This window comes from Pseudomonas sp. GXZC (assembly GCF_026967615.1).
In the GTDB taxonomy this organism is placed as follows: Bacteria; Pseudomonadota; Gammaproteobacteria; order Pseudomonadales; family Pseudomonadaceae; genus Aquipseudomonas; species Aquipseudomonas azotoformans_A.
In genome coordinates this window covers 1874727-1896263 of sequence record NZ_CP114115.1, presented here as the reverse complement: position 1 = coordinate 1896263, position 21537 = coordinate 1874727, and the positions used below count along the sequence as shown (strand labels likewise).

General features: G+C 60.0%; 24 protein-coding genes and 1 tRNA gene. 7 read left to right on the top strand and 18 right to left on the bottom strand.

Going from position 1 to position 21537, the window contains the following annotated elements; all coding sequences use genetic code 11:
- Positions 1-56 precede the first annotated feature (56 nt).
- Complete coding sequence (locus OZ428_RS09045) at positions 57-305, bottom strand: hypothetical protein (protein WP_033902642.1); 249 nt, start codon at positions 303-305, stop codon at positions 57-59.
- Between the two features lie 282 nt (positions 306-587).
- Between OZ428_RS09045 and OZ428_RS09040 the strand changes: the two genes are divergently transcribed.
- Positions 588-1814, top strand: a complete 1227-nt coding sequence (locus tag OZ428_RS09040; RefSeq protein ID WP_269133155.1) for an MFS transporter — start codon at positions 588-590, stop codon at positions 1812-1814.
- 57 nt (positions 1815-1871) lie between these two features.
- Here the strand turns inward: OZ428_RS09040 and hepT are convergent, their stop codons facing one another.
- From hepT to dapA, 7 genes are all read right to left on the bottom strand, one after another.
- Complete coding sequence (gene hepT, locus OZ428_RS09035) at positions 1872-2321, bottom strand: type VII toxin-antitoxin system HepT family RNase toxin (RefSeq protein WP_133074319.1); 450 nt, start codon at positions 2319-2321, stop codon at positions 1872-1874.
- The gene (mntA, locus tag OZ428_RS09030; protein ID WP_133074320.1) at positions 2311-2706 is read right to left on the bottom strand and encodes a type VII toxin-antitoxin system MntA family adenylyltransferase antitoxin; all 396 of its coding nucleotides are present in this window, start codon (positions 2704-2706) and stop codon (positions 2311-2313) included. Before mntA ends, hepT begins: the two co-directional genes overlap by 11 nt.
- A 120-nt stretch (positions 2707-2826) precedes the next feature.
- Positions 2827-2916 (bottom strand) — tRNA-Ser (locus tag OZ428_RS09025).
- Between the two features lie 84 nt (positions 2917-3000).
- Positions 3001-3714 carry a phosphoribosylaminoimidazolesuccinocarboxamide synthase gene (gene purC, locus OZ428_RS09020; protein ID WP_033902646.1) on the bottom strand — a complete coding sequence of 238 codons (714 nt, stop codon included), beginning with the start codon at positions 3712-3714 and terminating at the stop codon, positions 3001-3003.
- Between the two features lie 27 nt (positions 3715-3741).
- Positions 3742-4500, bottom strand: a complete 759-nt coding sequence (locus OZ428_RS09015) for an MBL fold metallo-hydrolase (protein ID WP_033902647.1) — start codon at positions 4498-4500, stop codon at positions 3742-3744.
- A 4-nt stretch (positions 4501-4504) separates the two neighbouring features.
- On the bottom strand, positions 4505-5620 hold the full coding sequence (gene bamC / locus OZ428_RS09010) for an outer membrane protein assembly factor BamC (RefSeq protein ID WP_028619346.1): 1116 nt from the start codon (positions 5618-5620) through the stop codon (positions 4505-4507).
- Positions 5621-5637: 17 nt separating this feature from the next.
- Complete coding sequence (dapA, locus tag OZ428_RS09005) at positions 5638-6516, bottom strand: 4-hydroxy-tetrahydrodipicolinate synthase (protein WP_033902649.1); 879 nt, start codon at positions 6514-6516, stop codon at positions 5638-5640.
- Positions 6517-6789: 273 nt separating this feature from the next.
- Between dapA and OZ428_RS09000 the strand changes: the two genes are divergently transcribed.
- Positions 6790-7350 carry a glycine cleavage system protein R gene (locus tag OZ428_RS09000; protein WP_003172487.1) on the top strand — a complete coding sequence of 187 codons (561 nt, stop codon included), beginning with the start codon at positions 6790-6792 and terminating at the stop codon, positions 7348-7350.
- 10 nt (positions 7351-7360) lie between these two features.
- Positions 7361-7834: a peroxiredoxin gene (locus tag OZ428_RS08995; RefSeq protein WP_269133154.1), complete on the top strand. Its 474-nt coding sequence runs from the start codon at positions 7361-7363 to the stop codon at positions 7832-7834.
- Between the two features lie 58 nt (positions 7835-7892).
- Here the strand turns inward: OZ428_RS08995 and OZ428_RS08990 are convergent, their stop codons facing one another.
- Positions 7893-8963 (bottom strand): AI-2E family transporter, encoded by a 1071-nt coding sequence (locus OZ428_RS08990; protein ID WP_033902651.1) that lies wholly within the window; start codon positions 8961-8963, stop codon positions 7893-7895.
- Between the two features lie 31 nt (positions 8964-8994).
- Positions 8995-9234 (bottom strand): sulfurtransferase TusA family protein, encoded by a 240-nt coding sequence (locus OZ428_RS08985; protein WP_269133153.1) that lies wholly within the window; start codon positions 9232-9234, stop codon positions 8995-8997.
- Positions 9235-9328: 94 nt separating this feature from the next.
- On the opposite strand from OZ428_RS08985, the gene OZ428_RS08980 reads away from it, so the two are divergent.
- Positions 9329-10762, top strand: coding sequence for a M48 family metalloprotease (locus tag OZ428_RS08980; protein WP_016975171.1), 1434 nt, complete (start codon positions 9329-9331; stop codon positions 10760-10762).
- Between the two features lie 63 nt (positions 10763-10825).
- Here OZ428_RS08980 and OZ428_RS08975 read toward each other — a convergent pair whose 3' ends face one another.
- The 4 genes from OZ428_RS08975 to rpoE form a co-directional block, all read right to left on the bottom strand.
- Entirely contained in the window at positions 10826-12265 is a 1440-nt protein-coding gene (locus OZ428_RS08975) for a DegQ family serine endoprotease (RefSeq protein WP_033902654.1), read from the bottom strand.
- Positions 12266-12499: 234 nt separating this feature from the next.
- Complete coding sequence (locus OZ428_RS08970; RefSeq protein ID WP_133074322.1) at positions 12500-13462, bottom strand: MucB/RseB C-terminal domain-containing protein; 963 nt, start codon at positions 13460-13462, stop codon at positions 12500-12502.
- A 15-nt stretch (positions 13463-13477) separates the two neighbouring features.
- On the bottom strand, positions 13478-14065 hold the full coding sequence (locus tag OZ428_RS08965; RefSeq protein ID WP_003172479.1) for a sigma-E factor negative regulatory protein: 588 nt from the start codon (positions 14063-14065) through the stop codon (positions 13478-13480).
- A gap of 32 nt (positions 14066-14097) precedes the next feature.
- A complete protein-coding gene (gene rpoE / locus OZ428_RS08960) occupies positions 14098-14679 on the bottom strand; it encodes an RNA polymerase sigma factor RpoE (protein WP_003172477.1) in 582 nt (193 codons plus the stop codon).
- 463 nt (positions 14680-15142) lie between these two features.
- Between rpoE and nadB the strand changes: the two genes are divergently transcribed.
- Positions 15143-16759: an L-aspartate oxidase gene (nadB, locus tag OZ428_RS08955; RefSeq protein WP_269133152.1), complete on the top strand. Its 1617-nt coding sequence runs from the start codon at positions 15143-15145 to the stop codon at positions 16757-16759.
- Here nadB and OZ428_RS08950 read toward each other — a convergent pair.
- Positions 16728-17174, bottom strand: coding sequence for a protein YgfX (locus tag OZ428_RS08950; protein WP_269133151.1), 447 nt, complete (start codon positions 17172-17174; stop codon positions 16728-16730). The genes nadB and OZ428_RS08950 overlap by 32 nt on opposite strands.
- Positions 17158-17412 (bottom strand): FAD assembly factor SdhE, encoded by a 255-nt coding sequence (locus tag OZ428_RS08945; RefSeq protein ID WP_014717362.1) that lies wholly within the window; start codon positions 17410-17412, stop codon positions 17158-17160. The genes OZ428_RS08950 and OZ428_RS08945 overlap by 17 nt, the downstream gene beginning before the upstream one ends.
- 140 nt (positions 17413-17552) lie before the next feature.
- On the opposite strand from OZ428_RS08945, the gene ygfZ reads away from it, so the two are divergent.
- Positions 17553-18494: a CAF17-like 4Fe-4S cluster assembly/insertion protein YgfZ gene (gene ygfZ, locus OZ428_RS08940; protein WP_269133150.1), complete on the top strand. Its 942-nt coding sequence runs from the start codon at positions 17553-17555 to the stop codon at positions 18492-18494.
- Positions 18495-18530: 36 nt separating this feature from the next.
- A complete protein-coding gene (locus OZ428_RS08935; RefSeq protein WP_033902659.1) occupies positions 18531-19352 on the top strand; it encodes an HDOD domain-containing protein in 822 nt (273 codons plus the stop codon).
- Here the strand turns inward: OZ428_RS08935 and OZ428_RS08930 are convergent, their stop codons facing one another.
- Positions 19353-20738 carry a sensor histidine kinase gene (locus OZ428_RS08930; RefSeq protein ID WP_133074325.1) on the bottom strand — a complete coding sequence of 462 codons (1386 nt, stop codon included), beginning with the start codon at positions 20736-20738 and terminating at the stop codon, positions 19353-19355.
- Positions 20731-21402, bottom strand: coding sequence for a response regulator (locus OZ428_RS08925; RefSeq protein WP_010212220.1), 672 nt, complete (start codon positions 21400-21402; stop codon positions 20731-20733). The genes OZ428_RS08930 and OZ428_RS08925 overlap by 8 nt, the downstream gene beginning before the upstream one ends.
- Between the last annotated feature and the right edge of the window lie 135 nt (positions 21403-21537).

Below are 21537 nucleotides of genomic sequence, written 5' to 3'. Positions count from 1 at the left end.
CCCCGTGGTCGATGAGACCACGGGGACTTTCCCGACCTAATCGAAGTGACTCAGCGTCAACGCGCTTTATTGGCCTGAGAAAGCACCGACGCCGCAAGCGCCTTCGTGTCTTCGTTGTATTTATCGCTGCCCAGCACCTTGCCAGCCGTCTCCTCCATCTCTGCGCTGGTCTGCTTGTCGGTGCCTTTCTGGGCTAGCGCTGAAGCGGCAAGACTTCTGGCAATGACTGATGAGGTTGGGCTGTTGAGCGTATCCGCTGCCAATGTCGCGATCTTGCCCGAGGTTTTCTTGGTGTTTTTGCTCATGCTGCAACTCCTTTGCAGTGGGAAGCGCCTGATCGTGTGCGCAACCACACACTAATCAGTCGCCGGTGGCATCGCAATGCACTGCCTGTAGGCAATGTTTGAGAAGTCCGCCTGAAAGGTGCATGGGTCACGTAGTGCGTGCTAGAGCGTCGCATCGATAGCACTGATGATTACTATCGAAACGAGCGCCTGCCCGATTTCCAGCACTGATTCCTATAATCGCCTCCACTTTCCCTCCCCCTCGCCTCACTTCGGGCGACGTTCACCCTGGAACCCAACACCATGCCAAGTGCCAGCCAGGCCCCTCGCGGCCTCCCCGAACATAATCAACAAAGCGTCAAACAGCAGTGGCTGGCGATTCTCTCGGTCGCCGTGGGCGCTTTTGCCCTGGTGACCAGCGAATTCCTACCCGTGGGCGTTCTCAACGACGTTGCCGCAGACCTGGGTATCAGTGCCGGCCACGCCGGCCTGATGGTCACCCTGCCCGGCATCATGGCTGCGCTGGCGGCACCTTTGCTGTCAGTGATCATTGGCGCCATGGACCGCCGTTACCTGCTGATCGGCCTGACGCTGATCATGATCATCGCCAACATGGTCGTGGCCTTCGCCAGCGACTTCAGCTTGCTGTTGTTCGGGCGCGTATTGCTGGGCATCAGCATCGGCGGATTCTGGGCCACGGCCATCGCCCTCAGCGGCCGCCTGGCGCCCAAAGGCGTGGACGTCGCGAAGGCCACTTCGATCATCATGATGGGTGTGACCCTTGCCACCGTGTTGGGCGTACCGGTCGGCACCTGGCTCAGCGGCCTGATGGGCTGGCGCATGACCTTCCTGGTTACCGCGCTGGTGGGCCTTCCGGTGCTGTTGGCGCAGGTCCTTCTGCTGCCATTGCTCAAGCCGGAAAAAGCCATTCTTGTCAGCGACCTGCCAGCGTTGTTCATCAACCCACGGGCTCGGGTCGGCTTGATCGCGGTACTGCTGATCGGCCTGGCGCACTTTGCCGCGTACACCTACGTCGCGCCCTTCTTCAAGAACAGCTCCGGCTTCGATGGCCCGACCATCGGCTCACTGCTGCTGATGTTTGGCATAGCCGGTGTGGCGGGTAACATTTTTGCCGGTTTCGCCGCCAACCGCAGCGTGCGCTACACCCTGCTGCTGGTTGCGCTGATGATCGGCACCAGCACCGCCCTGTTCCCCTACTTCGCCACCGGCCTGACCGGCGCCGCCATGCTGATCGCGCTCTGGGGCTTCGCCTTCGGCGCCTTCCCGGCCTGCGCCAGTATCTGGATGTTTGTGGTAGCGCCCAAGGATGTGGAGCGTGGTATGCCGCTGTTTGTCGCGCTGTTCCAGGTGATCATTGCGCTGGGGTCGTTCTTTGGCGGGCGGATCGTTGATCAGATGGGCACTTCGGTGCTGTTGAGCCTGGCGACGGCGTTGGTGGGCGTGGGTTTTGTGACGGTGCTGGTGCTGGGGCGCAATGTCAGCAATAGCTTGGCGGCGCAACCTGCCTGACCAGACAAGTACTGACTGAAAAGCCTGCTGAGTGTTGAGCTCAGCAGGCTTTTTCGTTTAATGGGGATGAGTGTCTGGGGTGGCACCTGACTGACTTGCATCCTTAGTCAGAATAAATGAGCTAAACGCCAGAAAATCCCCTAGATGCTGAGTAATGATCGCAACGGTAATCGGCAATTGAAGGGTTTGATACTCATGAACGGCGATATTACGAAAACCGACCATATTCTTCAGGTTGGTCAACAAGGACGGGCTCACCCACCCACCTTGGGATAGCAATTGGAACACGTCGCGTGCGCCCTGAGGGACGCCCAGCCGCTCACGACGGATCAAATGCTGCCCCATATCCAGTGCAGCTTCGCAGGCACGCTGAATGTTGAGAATCGCCGCATCCTGCCGAGTGAAATCAGTCGCGAAACTGTCAGGGTCCTTGTCGTACTCCTCGCGAGCGCGAGCCACAAAGCGCTCAATGCTCGAAGCCTTGTTGATGAGCACATCATCGACCATGCACTTTTCCTTCCTTCTGAATATCGGCCAACAGCGCTGCCCTTGCAGTGTCCAGCGCGGTTTTTTCGCTGAGGATATAGCTCTCGAAAATACCTGCCTGACTGTCCTTGTTCCAGAGCCGACGCCCGGTTGTTATTAGCTGATATTGCATGGCCGTGGAGGCCGCGCGCAGGTCCAGCAGATCGACGGGCACCGCCACGATGTCAGCAAGCTCCCCCGCTGTCTGCCACAGCAGTAGCGGGTCCACTGTGCCGGCAGCAAGCACTGCCAGGTCGAGATCGCTGTCGGCATTCGCCTCACCCGTCGCTTGACTGCCAAACACATAGACAGCCATCAGATCAGGGACACTCGCCAATAACTGCGCCAACACTGCTTCAACGTTCATGTTGCGACTCATGGTGCCATCCGATGAGTGACCGTAGCAGAATTCATCTTCAAATTTCTGCCCCAAACAAAAAACCCCCGACAACCTTTAGGTTATCGGGGGTTTTTCGTTATTCAATAATGGCGGAGAGATAGGGATTCGAACCCTAGGTACCGGTGAAGGTACAACGGATTTCGAATCCGTCCCATTCGGCCACTCTGGCATCTCTCCAACGGCGCGCATCATAACAGCGTGACTCAGGAAAGCAAAGCTCGAAGCGAGATTTTTTTCCGTGCTATCAGATGCTTGCGTCGATTAAAGCGGTACGCCCAGACGGTTGGCGACTTCTTCGTAGGCTTCGATGACGTCACCGAGGCCCTGGCGGAAGCGGTCCTTGTCCATCTTCTTCTTGGTGTCTTTGTCCCACAGACGGCAGCCGTCCGGGCTGAATTCGTCGCCCAGGACGATGGAGCCGTCGTGGAACACGCCGAATTCCAGCTTGAAGTCCACCAGCAGCAGGCCGGCGTCGTCGAACAGTTTGCTCAGCACGTCGTTGACCTTGAGGGACAACTCCTTCATGCGTGCCAGTTGCTCAGCTGTGCCCCAGCCGAATGCCACGACGTGGGATTCGTTGATGAACGGGTCGCCCTTGGCGTCGTCCTTCAGGAACAGCTCGAAGGTGTAGGGGTTGAGCTTGAGGCCCTCTTCCACGCCCAGGCGCTTGACCAGGCTGCCGGCGGCGTAGTTACGCACGACGCATTCCACCGGGATCATATCGAGCTTCTTGACCAGGCACTCGTTGTCGCCCAGCAGCTTGTCGAATTGGGTCGGAATGCCGGCCTCTTCGAGTTTCTGCATGATGAAGGCGTTGAACTTGTTGTTCACCAGGCCTTTGCGATCAAGTTGTTCGATGCGCTTGCCGTCGAACGCCGAAGTGTCGTTGCGAAACAGCAGGATCAGGCGGTTGGCGTCGTCGGTCTTGTACACCGACTTGGCTTTGCCGCGGTAGAGTTCTTCACGTTTTTCCATGATGGGCTCCGCTTGCTAAATGGTGGGCTAGGCGATGTGTCGCCAGTCGAGCCCTGAATCTTGATCGGCCAGTTGCAGCCAGTCCGGGTCGCACCCAAGGGTGTCGACAAAACATTGCCGGGCCAGCTGCGGCAGGTTGTTCTTGCTGCTCAGGTGGGCCAGGACCAGGTGTTGCAAGTCTTGCCAGCCCAACTCATACACCAGGTACGCCGCCTGGTGGTTGTTCAAATGTCCCAGTTCGCCGCCCACCCGCTGCTTGAGAAAGCGGGGGTAATGGCCGCGAGCCAACAGGTCTCGGCAGTGGTTGGACTCGATCATCAACGCATCGAGGTCGCGATAACCGTCCAGCACCTTCGCACAGTAGGAACCCAGGTCGGTGAGTACGCCGAAGCGTCGCTCACCATCGCTGAAGACATATTGCGTCGGCTCCTGGGCGTCGTGCGCCACGGCAATCACATCGATGCTCAGGGCACCGATTTGCAGCTGCTCGCCACCGGCCAGGAAACCTGCGGGTTCAATGGGTTTGCGCATCCCGCGCAAGGTACCGCGACTGAGGTACACCGGAAGATTGTAGCGCCGAGACAGCAAACCCACGCCATGCACGTGGTCGGCATGTTCGTGGGTCACCAGAATCGCGCTCAGCTGCGCAGGGTGAACCCCCAGGCGCAGCAGGCGCCGCTCGGTTTCCCGTAACGAGAAACCACAATCCACCAGCACGTACGTGTCGTCGTGGGCGACCAGCGTACCGTTCCCTTGGCTACCGCTGCCGAGAACGGCAAAACGCACCGGATCAGCCCAGGTTGTCTTGAATCACGCCCAACACTTTGCGCGCTGTTTCAGCGGGTGCAACGGTGTTGATGTTCTTCTCGACGGTGACCTGCACGCTTTCGCCAACCTTGCTCAAACGAACCTGGTAACGCTCGGCACGGGTCTCGATTTCTTCCTTGGTCGGCTGGCTGCCGAACAGTTTGCTGAAGAAACCTGGCTCTTCATCTTTACGCTCGGCCTTTTCAGCCACGTTGATGTAGTACAGGCCCAGGCTGCGGTTGATGTCTTCTACACGCCAAGGGCCCTGCTCCAATGCACGGCCAACACTGGCCCAGGCACGGTCGAGGTCTTCACCCAGGTTCAGCACCACGTTGCCGCTGCCGTCTTCTGTCAGGCTGACGCGGCTCGGGGTGTCGTAATCACGTGCGGCGAGCAGGGAAACCGAACCGCCCTTCTCGGAGATACGGCTCATGCTGGCCAGCATCTCGTCGACCAGCGCCGAGTCGACACCGGTGTTGACCGAACGATTGGTGAAATCAACGTTGGCGGTGCTGCCGGCCGGACGCTCGGCGCTGACCACGTAGACTTCACTGGTATTGCGCTGCACGCCTGGCTCGATGCGCACACGCACACGGGCTTCGCTGTCGGCGGCTACACCACCGGCCTGCAGGCGCTTGGCCATGGTGGCGGACAATTCGCTGCCCTGCTGCCATGCTGTGGTGAACTCACCGGTCTGCGGACGCTGCTCGTCGATGCGGAAACCGTTGTCCTGGAAGAACTGCACGGCCACTGGCCAGACTTCAGCAGGTGGGCGCTGGGCCACGATCCAGCGGGAATCACCGCTCTTCTGCAGGCTGTAGTCGCTGGCATCCGCCACGGCCGAGATCGGCTGTGGACGTGGCACCACGTACTCACCCTTGGTGGTGTCGTCGGCGACGTTACGCGGAATCGGCAGCAACGGGTCAAGGCGCTTGGCGACGTTGACGCCCGGCGGCAATTCCATCGGTTTGGTAGGTTGGGCTTCCAGGTAATCGCTACCGCGGTCACGGAAGTAGCCTTCCGGGCCCCAGATCCAACCGCAGCCACTGGTGCTGGAGATAATCAAGGCAAGTGCGGAAAGTCCGGCCAATCGCTTCATGCGTAGTGCTTCCTCAATTAAACCAGGACGCCGGACTGGCGCAGGGCCTGTCGCAGCGGTTCGTGACAGGCTTCGCTGAGACGGGTGAGCGGCAGACGGATACCGTCCGGCATCATGCCCATTTCAGTCAGTGCCCACTTCACGGGAATAGGGTTGGATTCGATAAACAGTGTCTTGTTGAGCGGCATCAGTTTTTCGTGGATCGCGCGGGCGGTCACGGCGTCACCGGCAATGGCGGCGGCGCACATTTCGCTCATGGCACGCGGGGCCACGTTGGCGGTTACGGAGATGTTGCCCTTGCCGCCCAGCAGGATCAGCTCTACGGCGGTGGCGTCGTCACCGGAATACAGCAGGAAATCACTGCTCACGCCGGCCAGGATGTCCTTGGCGCGCTGCAGGTCGCCGGTGGCTTCCTTGATACCGATGATGTTCGGCACGGTGGACAAGCGGATCACGGTCGCGGCCTGCATGTCGCAGGCCGTGCGGCCTGGCACGTTGTAGAGGATCTGCGGAATGTCGACGGCTTCGGCGATGGCGCGGAAGTGCTGGTACAGGCCTTCCTGGGTCGGCTTGTTGTAGTACGGGGTCACCAGCAGGCAGGCATCGGCGCCGGCCTTCTTGGCGTTCTTGGTCAACTCGATCGCTTCACGCGTCGAGTTGGCGCCCGTACCGGCGATCACGGCAATACGGCCCGCGACGCGCTTGACCACGAATTCGATGACCTGGATGTGTTCTTCCACATCGAGGGTGGCCGATTCACCGGTGGTGCCGACCGCCACGATGGCGTTGGTGCCTTCTTGCAGGTGGAAGTCCACCAGTTTGCCCAGGCTGTCCCAGTCGAGATGACCTTGTGCATCCATGGGTGTGACCAGTGCCACCATACTGCCCGCAATCATGCAACCGCTCCTGCCGGAAAAAGAGAGCCGTAATGGTACTGGCGCCAAGATGCTTGCACAAGCGAAGTACCGCCTGAGGATGCGTTATGGCGCAACTAAACGACGGGCAATGCCATCATTGGGCCAAAGCCTGCCTTGGAGCACGGTGAAATCGAGCCGATCACGCAATGAAAACGCCACCTCCTATCCCTTGGCGACGGTTTTCGCTACCCTTCATCCTTTGATCGATACAGCCCGCACAGTATCGACCGCTCATCGTTTTAGGAAGGCTGCATGTCCACCCCCACAGTTCGCGAACAATTCCTTGTTATCAGTGCCCTCGGCGCCAACCCCATGGAGCTGACCAACGTCCTGTGCCGCGCCAGCCATGAAAACCGCTGCGCCGTCGTGACCTCCCGCCTGACCCGCCACGGCGAGTGCAGCGCACTGGTCCTGCAGATCTCCGGCACCTGGGATGCCCTGGCGCGCCTGGAAACCGGCCTGCCGGGCCTGGCCAAGAAGCATGATTTCACGGTCAATGTGGTGCGCAGTGCCGCCCTGGAGAATCGTCCCCAGGCCCTGCCTTATGTGGCGTATGTCAGCTCGGCGTATCGCTCGGACATCGTCAACGAGCTGTGCCAGTTCTTCATCGACCACAACGTCGAGCTGGAGAACCTGACCTGCGACACCTACCAGGCCCCGCAAACCGGCGGCACTATGCTGAACGCCACGTTCACCGTGACCTTGCCGGCCGGCGTGCAGATCAGTTGGCTGCGCGATCAGTTCCTGGATTTCGCCGATGCCCTGAACCTCGACGCACTGATCGAGCCATGGCGCCCACAGAACCCAATGTAAGGAAGTTTTCATGGCGGTAGTCATCGACAAACCGGTAGCCGATTTCGAAGCCCAGGCCACCAGCGGCCAGACCTTCAGCCTTGCAGCCCTCAAGGGCAAGCAAGTGGTGATCTACTTTTACCCGAAGGACAGCACGCCAGGCTGCACCACCGAAGGCCAGGGTTTTCGCGACCAGTACGCAGCATTCAAAGCGGCCAACACCGAAGTGTTTGGCGTGTCGCGGGACAGCGTGAAGTCTCACGAGAACTTCAAGGGCAAGCAGGCATTCCCCTTCGAGCTGATCAGCGACAAGGATGAAGCGGTCTGCCAGCTGTTTGATGTGATCAAGCTGAAGAAGCTGTACGGCAAGGAATACCTGGGTGTGGATCGCAGCACGTTCCTCATCGACAAGGACGGCGTGCTACGTCAGGAATGGCGTGGCGTGAAAGTGCCGGGCCATGTGGATACGGTTCTGGCGGCGGCGCAGGCTTTGAACAAAGCCTGAAACGCAGTGGGCTGTTGTGGTGAGCGGGCTTGCCCGCTCACCACAGAAGGCTAAACCGCTACAACAGCGGCGCGACGACAGGCTCCTGCCTCGGCCACGCATCCAGCACCGCCTTGAACAGCGTCGCCAGAGGGATTGCAAAGAACACGCCCCAGAACCCCCACAGCCCACCAAACAACAGCACCGCGCAGATGATCGCGACCGGGTGCAGGTTGACCGCCTCCGAGAACAGCAGCGGCACCAGCACGTTGCCATCCAACGTCTGGATGATTCCGTACACCGCCATCAGGTAGATGAACTGGTCGCTCCAGCCCCACTGGAACAGCGCGATCAGCGCCACCGGAACGGTCACCACCACGGCGCCGACGTACGGCACTACCACTGAAATACCCACCAACAACGCCAGCAACGCCGCGTAGTTCAGGTCCAGGGCGATAAAGGCGATGTAGGTCACGCCGCCGCAGATAATGATCTCGATGACCTTGCCGCGAATATAGTTGGCAATTTGCCGGTTCATTTCCTCGGCCACCCGGGTAATCAGCGCACGTTCGCGCGGCAGATAGCCACGTACCCAACGGCCGATCATGGCGCGGTCCTTGAGGAAGAAGAACACCAAGATCGGCACCAGCACCAGGTAGATCATGATGTTGACCAGCAACGGCAGGCTGGACAGGGAAAAGGTCAGCGCCCATTGCCCGAATTTTCCGATCTCGCCGCGCGCTGCTTCGATGGCCTGCAACACCTGTTCGTCCGACACCAGATGCGGGTAGCGCTCCGGCAACAGCAGCAACAGTGACTGCCATTTGGCGAGCATGCCCGGCAGCTCGTTGAACAACGTGATCAACTGATGCCACAGCAGCGGCAGTACTACCACGATAAACAGCACCAGCAGCCCCATGAACAAGGCGAACACCAGGCCCACGGCGGCTCCGCCTGGCAAGCGCAAGCGCTCCAGTGTGGTGACCAAGCCTTGCATCAGATACGCCAACACCATCCCCGCCAATACCGGCGCCAGCATGCCGCCCAAGGTGAGCACGGCCGTAAAGGCCAGAAACAGCAGGACCGCCAGCACCACGGCCTCCTCATCGGAGAAGTAGCGCTGGATCCAGTCTCGTAACACTTTGAACATCAATCAACCTCGGCGGGTAGGGGCAAACGGTTCAGGCCTTGCGCAACCAGTAACGGTACACACCGGCGGCGTCTTCTTCATGGAGCAGGGTGTGGCCGGCGAGCTTGGCAAAGGTGCGGAAATCGCGCTGGGAGCCCGCGTCCGTGGCGGTCACCTTGAGCACCGCACCACTGGCCAGACGATTGAGTTCCAACTTGGCCTTGAGCAAGGGCAACGGGCAATTGAGGCCGCTGGCATCGAGTTCGGCATCAAAGGCTACAGCGTCGGTCATGGTTTACTCCAGGCAAGCGTCGGGGATGCTTAGAATATCTGGTCCGAAGCTCAGTGTCCGGCTACAGTAAGCTCTTTGTCGAAAGGCTTTGTGCATGACTTTTTTGCGCCCTACCCTGTTGACGCTGGCTTGCCTGCTGGCCTCCCCAGGCTTCGCTGACGACCTGCCGTCACTCGGCGACGCCAGCTCTGCCATTGTCTCGCCACAACAGGAATACCAGTTGGGCCGCGCCTGGCTGGCCTACCTTCGGGGCCAGGTCTCGCAACTCAACGACCCGCAGCTCAAGGATTACGTCGAAACCAGCGTCTACAAGCTGGTGGAGACCAGCCAGGTCAACGACCGACGCCTGGAGTTCATCCTGATCAACAGCCCGCAATTGAACGCCTTTGCCGCGCCTGGTGGAATTGTCGGGGTCAACGGCGGCCTGTTCCTCAACGCCCAGACCGAAGGGGAATATGCCTCGGTACTGGCCCACGAACTGGCGCACTTGTCCCAGCGTCACTTCGCCCGTGGCGTGGAAGCGCAACAGCGTATGCAAATCCCAATGATGGCGGCCCTGCTGGGTGGCATCATTGCCGCAGCAGCCGGCGCGGGCGACGCGGGTATTGCCGCGATTGCCGGCACCCAGGCGGCGGCGATCCAGGAACAGCGCCGGTTCTCCCGCCAGAACGAACAAGAGGCGGACCGTATCGGCATACTCAACCTGGAAAAAGCTGGCTACGACCCGCGCTCCATGCCGACCATGTTCGAACGCCTGATGCGCCAATACCGCTTCGACGCCAAGCCGCCAGAATTCCTGCTGACTCACCCAGTCACCGAATCGCGGATTGCCGACACCCGCAACCGCGCCGAGCAAGCCAAAGCCGGCGGTAAGGAAGACAGCCTGCGTTATCAACTGATTCGCGCACGGGTGCAGCTGCAATACGAAGACACGTCAGGCCTCGCCGCCAAGCGCTTCCAGGCGCAGCTGGACGAGAACCCGAAGAACGATGTGGCGCGTTATGGCCTGGCTATCGCCCAGATCAAGGGTTCTCAGTTCAAGCAAGCTCGGGAAAATCTGACAGCGTTACTCGCCAAGGCGCCGAACGACATCACCTACAACTTGGCGCTGATCCAACTTGAGATAGACAACAACCATCTGCCTGATGCCCAGCAACGTACTGATCGAATGCTGACTCAATATCCGGGCAACTACCCATTGAATCAGCTACGCGTGGATCTTCTGCTCAAGCAGAACCGCACCGCCGATGCGGAAAAAGCATTGGATAGCTTGCTCAAGTCTCGTCCGGATGATCCAGACGTGTGGTACCAGGTCGCAGAGACACGCGGCTTGTCCGGCAACATTATTGGCCTGCACCAAGCCCGTGCTGAATACTTTGCGCTGGTCGGTGATTTCCAGCAGGCCATCCAGCAGTTGGATTTTGCCAAGCGTCGCGCCGGCAACAACTTCCCACTGTCTTCACGTATCGACGCCCGTCAGCGCGAGCTGATCGAGCAGGAACGCCTGGTCAAAGGGATGATGAGCTAAACCTCTCGCCCACAAAAAAGCCCTGCCTTCAAACGAGGGCAGGGCTTTTTTGTTTCTAACGACTTACTCGGCGAGCTTGAACGTGATGAAGCTTGCACGCCCCTGACGCAGCACGCGCATAGACACCGAACGATTCTTCGGCAACGCCTTGGCGATGTCGGTGAATTGCTTGGTGCTGTCGATGGCCTGGTTGTTCAGGTGGGTGATGACATCACCCGGCTGCAGGCCGATCAGGGACGCAGGACCGTCCTGCACTTCCTTGATCACCACGCCGCTCTTGAGGTCGAAGCTCTTTTTCTGCTCGTCGGTCAGCTCGGCCACCGCAATGCCCAGGCGGTTGCTGCTGCGCTCGGCACCTGGCTTGGCATTACCCAAGGCATCCAGGGTTGCGCCTTCTTCAGGGATGGCACCCACTGTCAGCTCAACGGTCTGGCGCTTGCCTTCACGAATCACTTCCAACTTAGCCTTGCTGCCCGCCTTGAGTGCGCCGACCAGGTGCGGCAGGTCGGCCGACATGACGATCGGCTGGCCATTCATGCTCAGGATCACATCACCCACTTGCAGGCCACCTTTGGCAGCCGGGCCGTCGTCCTGGATCTGCGCGACCAGCGCACCGGCCGGCTTGTCGAGGCCGAAGGACTCAGCCAGGTCTTTGTTCACTTCCTGGATCACTACGCCCAACCAGCCACGGCTGACTTTGCCGCCGCTTTTCAGCTGGTTGGAAACATCCATGGCGACGTCGATCGGGATAGCGAACGACACGCCCATGAAACCACCGGAACGGGTGTAGATTTGCGAGTTGATCCCCACCACTTCACCGGCCAGGTTGAACAGCGGACCACCCGAGTTACCCGGGTTGATCGGCACGTCGGTCTGGATGAACGGCACGTAGTTTTCGTTCGGCAAGCTGCGGCCGATGGCGCTGACGATACCTTGGGTCACGGTGTGGTCAAAACCAAACGGCGAACCGATGGCGACGACCCACTGCCCAGCCTTCAGGTCCTGGGATTTACCCAGCTTCAGCACGGGCAGGTCCTTGCCTTCGATCTTTAACAAGGCCACATCGGAACGTGGATCGGTGCCCACCAGCTTGGCTTTCAACTCACTCCGGTCAGCCAGGCGCACGAGAATCTCGTCGGCATCGGCGATCACGTGGTTGTTGGTGAGGATGTAGCCATCCGGCGAAATAATGAAGCCCGAGCCCAAGGACTGAGCCTCACGCTGGCCACCCCCGCCACCACGTGGCGCACGCGGTTGCGGCATGCCGCGCTCAAAGAACTCGCGCAGCATCGGCGGCAGGCCTTCCAGGTCCGGCATCTGCTGGTTGGAGACTTTGCGATCCGGCAGTTTTTGCGTGGTACTGATGTTCACCACCGCCGGCGAGGCTTGCTCAACCAACTGGGTAAAGTCAGGCAGCTCGGCCGCTTGCGCGGGCAAGGCCTGACCCAGCACCAACACCGTGGCGACTATGGATAGGTAAGACTTCAAACGTGGTATCGACATACAGCTCCCGTTACGACGAGCAGGGTTGAGCGACAGGGTTCAAGAAACGCCGAAAACTGCGACCGACATCTTTGTTCCGCGAACAAAACAAGGCCAGAGCCGACAAGCCCTGACCTATAAAAAACATAAGAGATTTTTGCAAGTGAAAATGCTGATCCAGACATTTCATGCTCTCGGCAGCCAACCTGGCATGCAAATACAGTGAAACGTCAGGATGAACATAGGATTAACGGCTCACGGCTGGGCGGCTGGTTTTTTTTCACCGCGCACCGACAACGCGATACGTTCTGCGGTGCCGATCGGGATTTCGCCCACCACCGTCACCATCATTTCACCGTCCACCGTATTGAGGCGACGGGATACAGCCACCGTAGGGCCGAGTTGGGTGCGGGTTTCCGTAACACTCGCATCACTGATCGGCTCCAGGAACACCGAGAAACGCGCCAGCCCGTCCTCATACATAAGGCTGTCGACTGTTGCCTTGGTCTGGACGTCTTTGCGGGCACTGGTATTGGTCAGCTGAAAGCCGGGTGGCAACCACTCCAAATGCCATGCCTCAGTAGATTGCACTTCTGGAGCCTTCTCATTGGCAACCGATATAGGTGTGCATTCGGTGCTGGGTTGCAGATCGCGATCATCCGGTACGACTGATGTGTTCAACCGCGTGAACTGGAAGCGCTCAAGCAACTGCCCTTGATCATTCAGCAAAAGCGACTTGAGCGGCAGCGCGGTTTCTCGATCCAGGTGCAGCTCGAAACCATAGCGATACTGGTCACGCGGCGTGATCGAGACGATCACGGCGTTACGCCCGGCCACACGGGATTTGCCAATGACGGCCAGTTCGTAGAATTGATTGAGTTTTTGCGGATCCAACGCACGGGATGGCGCATCACGCGAGTTGCCAAGGCCTGCGACAAGGGTGCCGCTGACACATTGGGTCCGGCCATCCAGCCGCACGACTTCCTGAGCAGAACCATCAAGCTGCAAAAGCCGCTCACGGACCTGACCCTCCTGGACACGGTGCCAGATGTCATGGGTAGAAAAACTGCCGTTACGTTCGTAGACGAACGTGCCTTGAAAGCTTTGCTGCTGCTCTGCACGCCCAAGTCGAGTCAGCCAGTCTTGGGCTTCATCGGCGTGGGCGGGGAGTGCAAACCAACCACTGAGCAAAAGCGTAAGGAGCGGTATGGCTCGCATAGAGCTCCTTACGGATTAGCGGTTTTCCAGGCTTGCTGCGCGAGCGTATGGCAGAGCGCTTTCAGTGCCCTTCAAAGCCGATTCCTGTGCGTGTTGGCGCAGGTAGCCTGGAAGACGCTGGTCCTGCCAGCCGGATTGCCCTTGCAGTACACCGTTGGCCATCGGGCCGGTGGTGTCAGAGCTTTCCTTGTAGCCGGCCAGTACCGCTGGGCCTTTGACTTGCGGACCGGCCATGACCGGTTGCTGAGTCTGCTGGGCCAGTTCGGCACCGGCGATTTCGTCCTGGTTGTACAGGCGAACACCGGCCAACACGGCAACAGTCACCGAAGCAGCCACTGCCAGGCGACCCAGGCTACGCCATGGACCACGAGCAGCTTTTGCCGGAACGGCTTCATCAGCCAGCGCGGCAGAAACGGCCGCAGCAATATCCAGACGAGGGATTAGAAGATCCTTGTGCATCACCGCCCGAGCGACTTGGTAACGAGACCAGGTATCACGGGTTTCGGCATCATCAAATGCGTTGAGCACTCGACGAAGTTCCAGTTCATCCGCTTCGTTATCCATCACTGCGGACAGCGATTCCTGCAGGGCATCACGACTCATGGCGGTTCCTCTCTTGGCTGTCGCCGCTGTCTTTAGTTTTCCTGCAACAACGGTTGCAAGGCTTTATCGATGGCTTCCCGGGCCCGGAAAATCCGTGACCTTACAGTCCCCACCGGACACTGCATGACGCTCGCAATGTCTTCGTAACTCAGACCATCGAATTCACGTAAAGTTAACGCCGTACGCAAATCTTCTGGCAGTTGCTGAATTGTGCGATGAACGGTGCCTTCGATCTCGTCGCGCAGCAATGCACGCTCCGGCGACTCGAGATCCTTGAGGCCGTGATCACCATCGTAAAATTCCGCATCTTCTGAACTTACATCGCTATCCGGTGGGCGGCGTCCGCGAGACACCAGATAGTTCTTCGCCGTGTTGATGGCGATTCGGTATAGCCACGTGTAAAACGCACTATCACCGCGAAAGTTACCAAGTGCACGGTAAGCCTTGATAAAGGCTTCCTGTGCAACGTCCTGCGCTTCATGGGTGTCGTGCACAAACCGCACGATCAACCCGAGAATTTTGTGCTGGTATTTCAGCACTAGCAGATCAAAAGCTCGCTTGTCGCCGCGTTGAACGCGCTCGACCAGCTGCTGATCCTCTTCCTGGGTTAGCATGAACACTCCTCGTTGTACTTGAAGGAGGCTTGCATAACTAAACGATCAGGCTTGCAAACATAGACTCGGTCTTTTCGCAAAAGTTCTCCCCCTTCAAGCAAGTTTCCGGCACGCACTGATTTGGCACACACGAAAAACGCAGTACGGGCATGGCCGACTGCGCGAATAATCTTGTCGCCGGTTTTCTGACGCGTCCAATGCTCCCGACGGGCCAATAAACTCAACGTTTTCCCAGCTTTCGGGCAACCTGCTATTGAGTCGGGGCTTATGCAAAAAGTTCCCACCTCAATAACCTGGCGATTTTACCCTAGCCGTGCACCGTAATCTCACATTGCCACGAATGCCCGGCTATTGTGCCGCTCCACCCCTCTATATACTAGTAGCCCGTGTGACCCTTTGATTCGCCGATCCAGGCGTCCTGTTTGCGCCACCTCTTCGGATCGCTTTTTGCGGAATCCCTCAAATGAGCCAACAGTTTCAACACGATGTCCTGGTGATCGGCAGCGGCGCGGCCGGTTTGAGCCTTGCGCTGACCCTCCCCAGCCACCTGCGCATTGCGGTACTGAGCAAGGGCGACCTGGCCAACGGCTCGACATTCTGGGCCCAGGGCGGTGTCGCCGCCGTGCTGGATGACACCGATACGGTGCAATCCCACGTCGAGGACACCCTCAATGCGGGCGGTGGCCTATGCAATGAAGACGCGGTGCGCTTCACCGTCGAGCACAGCCGTGAAGCCATCCAATGGCTGATCGATCAAGGCGTCCCTTTTACCCGCGACGAACAAGCAGGCAGCGACGACGGCGGTTTTGAGTTCCACCTGACCCGCGAAGGCGGTCACAGCCACCGCCGCATCATCCATGCGGCAGACGCCACTGGCGCCGCCATTTTCAAGACACTGCTCGAACAAGCTCGCCAGCGCCCCAATATCGAATTACTGGAACAACGCGTCGCCGTCGACCTGATCACCGAAAAACGCCTGGGCCTGGACGGCGAGCGCTGCCTCGGCGCCTACGTGCTCAACCGCGCCAGCGGCGAAGTCGACACCTACGGCGCGCGCTTCACCATCCTTGCGTCCGGCGGCGCAGCCAAGGTCTACCTCTATACCAGCAACCCCGATGGCGCGTGTGGTGATGGCATCGCCATGGCCTGGCGCTCGGGCTGCCGCGTGGCCAACCTGGAATTCAACCAGTTCCACCCCACTTGCCTGTATCACCCGCAAGCCAAGAGTTTCCTGATTACCGAAGCCCTGCGCGGTGAAGGCGCACACTTGAAACTGCCCAACGGCGAGCGCTTCATGCAGCGCTTCGACCCGCGCGCCGAGCTGGCCCCGCGCGATATCGTCGCCCGCGCCATCGACCACGAAATGAAGCGCCTGGGCATCGACTGCGTCTACCTGGACATTAGCCACAAGCCCGAAGCCTTCATCAAGACTCACTTCCCTACGGTCTACGAGCGTTGCCTGGCCTTCAACATCGACATCACCCAAGGCCCGATCCCCGTAGTGCCTGCCGCGCACTACACCTGCGGCGGCGTGATGGTCGACCAGCACGGTCGCACCGACGTCCCAGGCCTGTATGCAATTGGCGAAACCAGCTTTACCGGCCTGCACGGCGCCAACCGCATGGCCAGCAACTCGCTGCTGGAATGTTTCGTCTATGCACGCTCGGCGGCGGCAGACATCCTTGAACAGCTACCGCGCATTCCGGTGCCGGCCGCCCTGCCCCGTTGGGACGCCAGCCAAGTCACCGACTCGGACGAAGACGTGATCATCGCCCACAACTGGGACGAGCTGCGCCGTTTCATGTGGGACTACGTGGGGATCGTGCGCACCAACAAACGCCTGCAACGCGCACAGCATCGGGTGCGGTTGCTGCTGGATGAAATCGACGAGTTCTACAGTAACTACAAGGTCAGCCGCGACTTGATCGAGTTGCGCAACCTGGCCCAGGTGGCGGAACTGATGATTCGCTCGGCCATGGAACGCAAGGAAAGCCGCGGCCTGCATTACACTCTCGACTACCCGCAAATGCTGCCCGAGGCCCGCGACACTATCCTGGTGCCAACCACCTACGGCGGCTGAACTTCAGACGAACCCGCAGGCGCCGATGCACATCGGCGATCTGCGAATCCCTGGGCACACACACCGAGCGTATCCGCCATTCGCCCGGCACCCGGTAGCGCAGCACGACGATCAACGGCAATGCGAGGCTGTCCGGTCGCAACTGCACGCTGTGCCAGCCCCGCTGCGCACTGAGCAACTGCCAGCCATCGGCGTCGCGACGCAGGCCACGAATCGACGAACGGTGAGTCAACAGGACAGAGCGCGGCAAAACCCAAGCGGCGTGCGCCAGGCACAGCAGCAGGCCAAGGCTTGAATAGGGCAGAGCGAGACACAAAAGCGCACCCAGTGCAAACAACTGGGCGAGGAGATACGCCGCCAGCAACAGCCGTGAGGCCTGCCAGCGGCATTCGAATGTATTACTTGGGCTGGACACGGTCCAGGATCATCCGAACCATGCGCTGCAGCTCTGGGTCTTCAGATTCGGCGCGCTCCATGAACCAGCCGAACATGTCCTGGTCTTCACAAGTCAGCAGCCTGACGTAGAGGTCGCGATCCACCTGATTGAGCGTTGCATAGACCTCTTTGGTGAAAGGCACCAGCAACACATCCAACTCCAGCATGCCACGACGGCTGTGCCAGTAGAGACGATTGATTTCTACATCTTCGACCATGGAGCGCTCCTCAAATAGGCGGCAAGTATACAGGCCCGACGGCACCGGAACAGTCGGCTTTGGTCGCCCCATACGGAAACTATCCATTTGCCGGGCGCCCCTCTATGATGCACCCATGACTTTTTGACCTGCGATGACCCATGGCTGACTCTGCTTTCTTCTGCTCCCTGTCCCACGAAGGCGTTCTCGCCGTCCGCGGCGCCGACGCTGCCAAATTCCTTCAGGGCCAACTGACCTGCAACCTCAATTACCTGAGCGATACCCAGGCCAGCCTCGGCGCGCGCTGCACGCAAAAAGGGCGCATGCAGTCGAGCTTCCGCATCCTGCTGCAAGGTGACGGCGTGTTGCTGGCCATGGCCACCGAGCTGCTGGAACCGCAGCTGGCCGACCTGAAGAAGTACGCCGTATTCTCCAAGTCCAAGCTCACCGACGAAAGCGCCGCCTGGGTGCGCTTCGGCCTGGTGAATGCGGACCCGGCCCTGGCCAGCCTCGGCCTTGAGCTGTCGACCGAGACCGACAGTGTTGTGCGCAAGGATGCGTTGATCGCCATCCGCGTCTCCCCAGGTCGCGCTGAACTCTGGGTGGCTGCCGAGCAAGGCGACGTCGTACGCAATCAATTGGCTGCAACCCTCGATCAAACCGATCTGAATGAGTGGCTGCTGGGGCAAATCCGTGCAGGCATCGGCCAAGTCATGCCGCAAACCCGCGAGCTGTTCATCCCGCAGATGCTCAACCTGCAGGCCGTGGGTGGCGTGAGCTTCAAGAAAGGCTGCTACACCGGCCAGGAAATTGTCGCGCGCATGCAGTACCTGGGCAAACTCAAGCGTCGCCTGTACCGCTTGAGCCTCGATGCGCCTGAAATGCCCGAGCCAGGCACTCCGCTGTTTTCCCCCAGCCACAACAGCGCAATCGGCGAAGTGGTGCTTGCCGCAAAAGCCGGCCAGACCATTGAACTTCTGGCCGTGTTGCAAGCCGAAGCTGCCGATAGTGGCGATGTGCACGTAGGCACCCTGGAAGGCCCCGGTTTGCAACTGCTTGACCTGCCTTACACGCTCGACCGGGATCGAGAGATCCAGCGCTGATCGCCGTACCTTTTTGCAACACCCTAGAGAGCATGAATGAACAAGCTGGCGGAAAAAGTCCAACAGGCTTTAGTGACGGCCATCGACAACGATGACCTGGTTCTGCCGACATTGCCGGAAGTGGCCCTGAATATTCGTCAGGCCGCTGAAGACCCGGAAATCAGCATCAGCCACTTGAGCAAAGTGATCGGTCGCGATACCGCGCTGTCGGCGCGCCTGATCAAAGTGGTCAACAGCCCATTGTTGCGCGCCACCCAGGAAGTCACCGACCTGCACACCGCCATCACCCGACTGGGCACCAACTACAGCAGCAACCTGGCGATTGGCCTGGTGATGGAGCAGATATTCCACGCCCGCTCCGACGTGGTCGAACAAAAGATGCGCGATGTGTGGCGCCGCAGCCTGGAAGTGGCGGGCGTCAGTTACGCCCTGTGCCGCAGCCACAGCCAGCTCAAGCCAGACCAGGCGGCTCTCGGCGGCCTGGTGCACCAGATCGGCGTGCTGCCGATCCTGACGTACGCCGAAGACCATTACGAGTTGCTCGCGGACCCGGTCAGCCTCAATCACGTGATCGAGAGCATCCACCCGTTGCTCGGTGACAAGCTGCTGAGTGGCTGGGACTTCCCGGAAATGCTTGCCAAACTGCCCGGCCAATACCTCAACCTGGAGCGCGATTCGGCCAGCCTCGACTACGTCGACCTGGTGCAGGTGGCTGTGTTGTATTGCCATCGCGGCACCGATCACCCGTTGGCCAGCGTAGCGGTCTCGACCTTGCCTGCGATCAAGAAACTGCGGTTCGACCCGTACAGCGACGCCTTGCGCGCCGAGTTGGATGAAGCCCGCTCGATGTTCTATTGATCAGCCCGCGATAAAACTCACCCGCACTTTCAACCCGGCCAGTTCGCCATCGTGCAGGCTGATCTGCGCCAGGTGCGCCCGGCAAATCTCACCGACAATCGCCAACCCCAGGCCTGACCCCATGCCCTGCTGGCTGCGACGGTAGAAGCGTTCAAATACGCGGTCCCGCTCATCCAGCGGGATGCCTGGGCCATCGTCTTCCACTTCCAGTACCGCCGGCGCCGTCACCCGCAGAATCACATTGCCGCCCGGCGGCGTGTGGGCCAGGGCGTTGTCCACCAGGTTGCTCAACAGCTCATTCAACAAGGTCGGCTCACCGCGCAGCCACACCGGCTCGTCGGCCTCTAACGCCAGCGCCACGCCGCGTGCGTGGGCCAACGGCGCCATGGCCATGCCCAGTTCTCGGGCCAACTGGCTGAGGTCGAGCAACTGCGCGCCACCTTCGGCAATCGCGCGGGCGCCATTTTCAATGCGTGCCAGGGACAACAATTGATTAGCCAGATGCGTCAGACGGTCGGTGCCCTGGGCTGCGGTTTCCAGGGTACTGCGCCAGGTAGCCGGATCCTCGGCACGCAAGCCTAGTTCTAACCGGGCCTTGAGCGCCGCGAGCGGCGTACGCAGCTCATGGGCCGCATCGGCAATAAACTGCGCTTGCCGCTCGAACTGGCCGCGCAGGCGTTCGGTAAAGTGATTGAGCGAGCGCACCAGCGGGCCGAACTCATGCTGTACTTCCACCAAGGGCAATGGCCGCAAGTCGTCAGGCTGACGCTCTTCCACCGCCGTGCGCAGGCGCTCCAGCGGGCGCAATGCCGCACTGACGGCAAACCACACGAGCAGCAATGCGCCGACAGCGAGCATCCCCAAACGCAGCAAGGTGTCCGCCATCAAACTGCGGGCCATGCTCACACGCGCCTCGTCGGTTTCAGCGACGCGGATTTCTGCCATGCCGTTCATGTTTGGCTCGGAAACCGCCTTGAGCAGGCTGACCACCCGCACCGGCTGCCCCTGGTACACCGCGTCATAGAAGCGTGCCAACGCCGGATAGTCATCGGTACGCGGCGTGCCGGGCGGTGGACCGGGCAGGTGTTCGTAGCCCGAGATCAGCTTCTGGTCGATGTCGTTGACCTGGTAATAAATGCGCCCGGCGCTGTCGTAGGCAAAAGTGTCCAACGCGACATAGGGCACATTCGCACTCAAGGTGCCATCCACCTGGGTCAAACCCGCGGCGATGGTGCGCGCTGAGGCCAACAGCGTGCGGTCGTAGGCGGTGTCAGCAGCTTCGCGACCATTCCAATAAGCGCTCATGCCACTGGCGAGCATCAACAGCACCAACAACAGCGCCAAGTTCCACAGCAGGCGCCAGCGCAGGCTGCTGGGCTTATGCATCGCGGGCTTCCAGCAGGTAGCCGAGGCCGCGGAAGGTCACGATGGCAATGGGCTGGCCGTCGAGTTTCTTGCGCAGGCGATGCACGTAGATTTCGATGGCATCGGGGCTGGCTTCTTCGTCCAGGCCGAACACCTGGGAAGCCAGTTGCTCCTTGCTCATCACCCGGCCCGGCCGGGCAATCAGCGCCTCCAGCACCGCTTGCTCGCGGGAGGTGAGCGTCATCAGCTCGCCGCCCACGGTAAAGCGCCGCGTGTCGAGGTCATAGACCAACACGCCGCAGGCCTGTTGGCGCTCGCCGCCCAATACACTGCGCCGCAACAATGCCTTGACCCGCGCTTCCAACTCGGTGAGTTCGAAAGGTTTGGCAAGGTAGTCGTCGGCCCCCAGGTTCAAACCGTGCACACGGTCTTTCACATCACTGCGCGCCGTCAGCATCAGCACGGGCAGATTTTTCCCACGGGCGCGCAGACGTGCAAGCACCTCGAAACCGTCCATGCGCGGCAGCCCCACATCGAGGATCGCCGCCGCGTATTCCTCGCTGCTCAGGGCCAGGTCCGCCGCTACGCCATCGTGCAGCACATCGACGGTCAGACCCGTGCTCTTGAGCGCTTGCGCGACACTTTCGGCAAGTTGCAGATGGTCTTCAACCAGCAGGACACGCATGGATTTCTACCTCGTTCAGGGGTGGTCGGCGCCACGCTTTGGCGGGCAGTTTACAGGCGCCGCCTGCCCTGTGAAGCCCGAAAACATTGAAAGACCACTGAAAGGTTAGTGAAAGCTTCGCCCTTTAGCATCCAG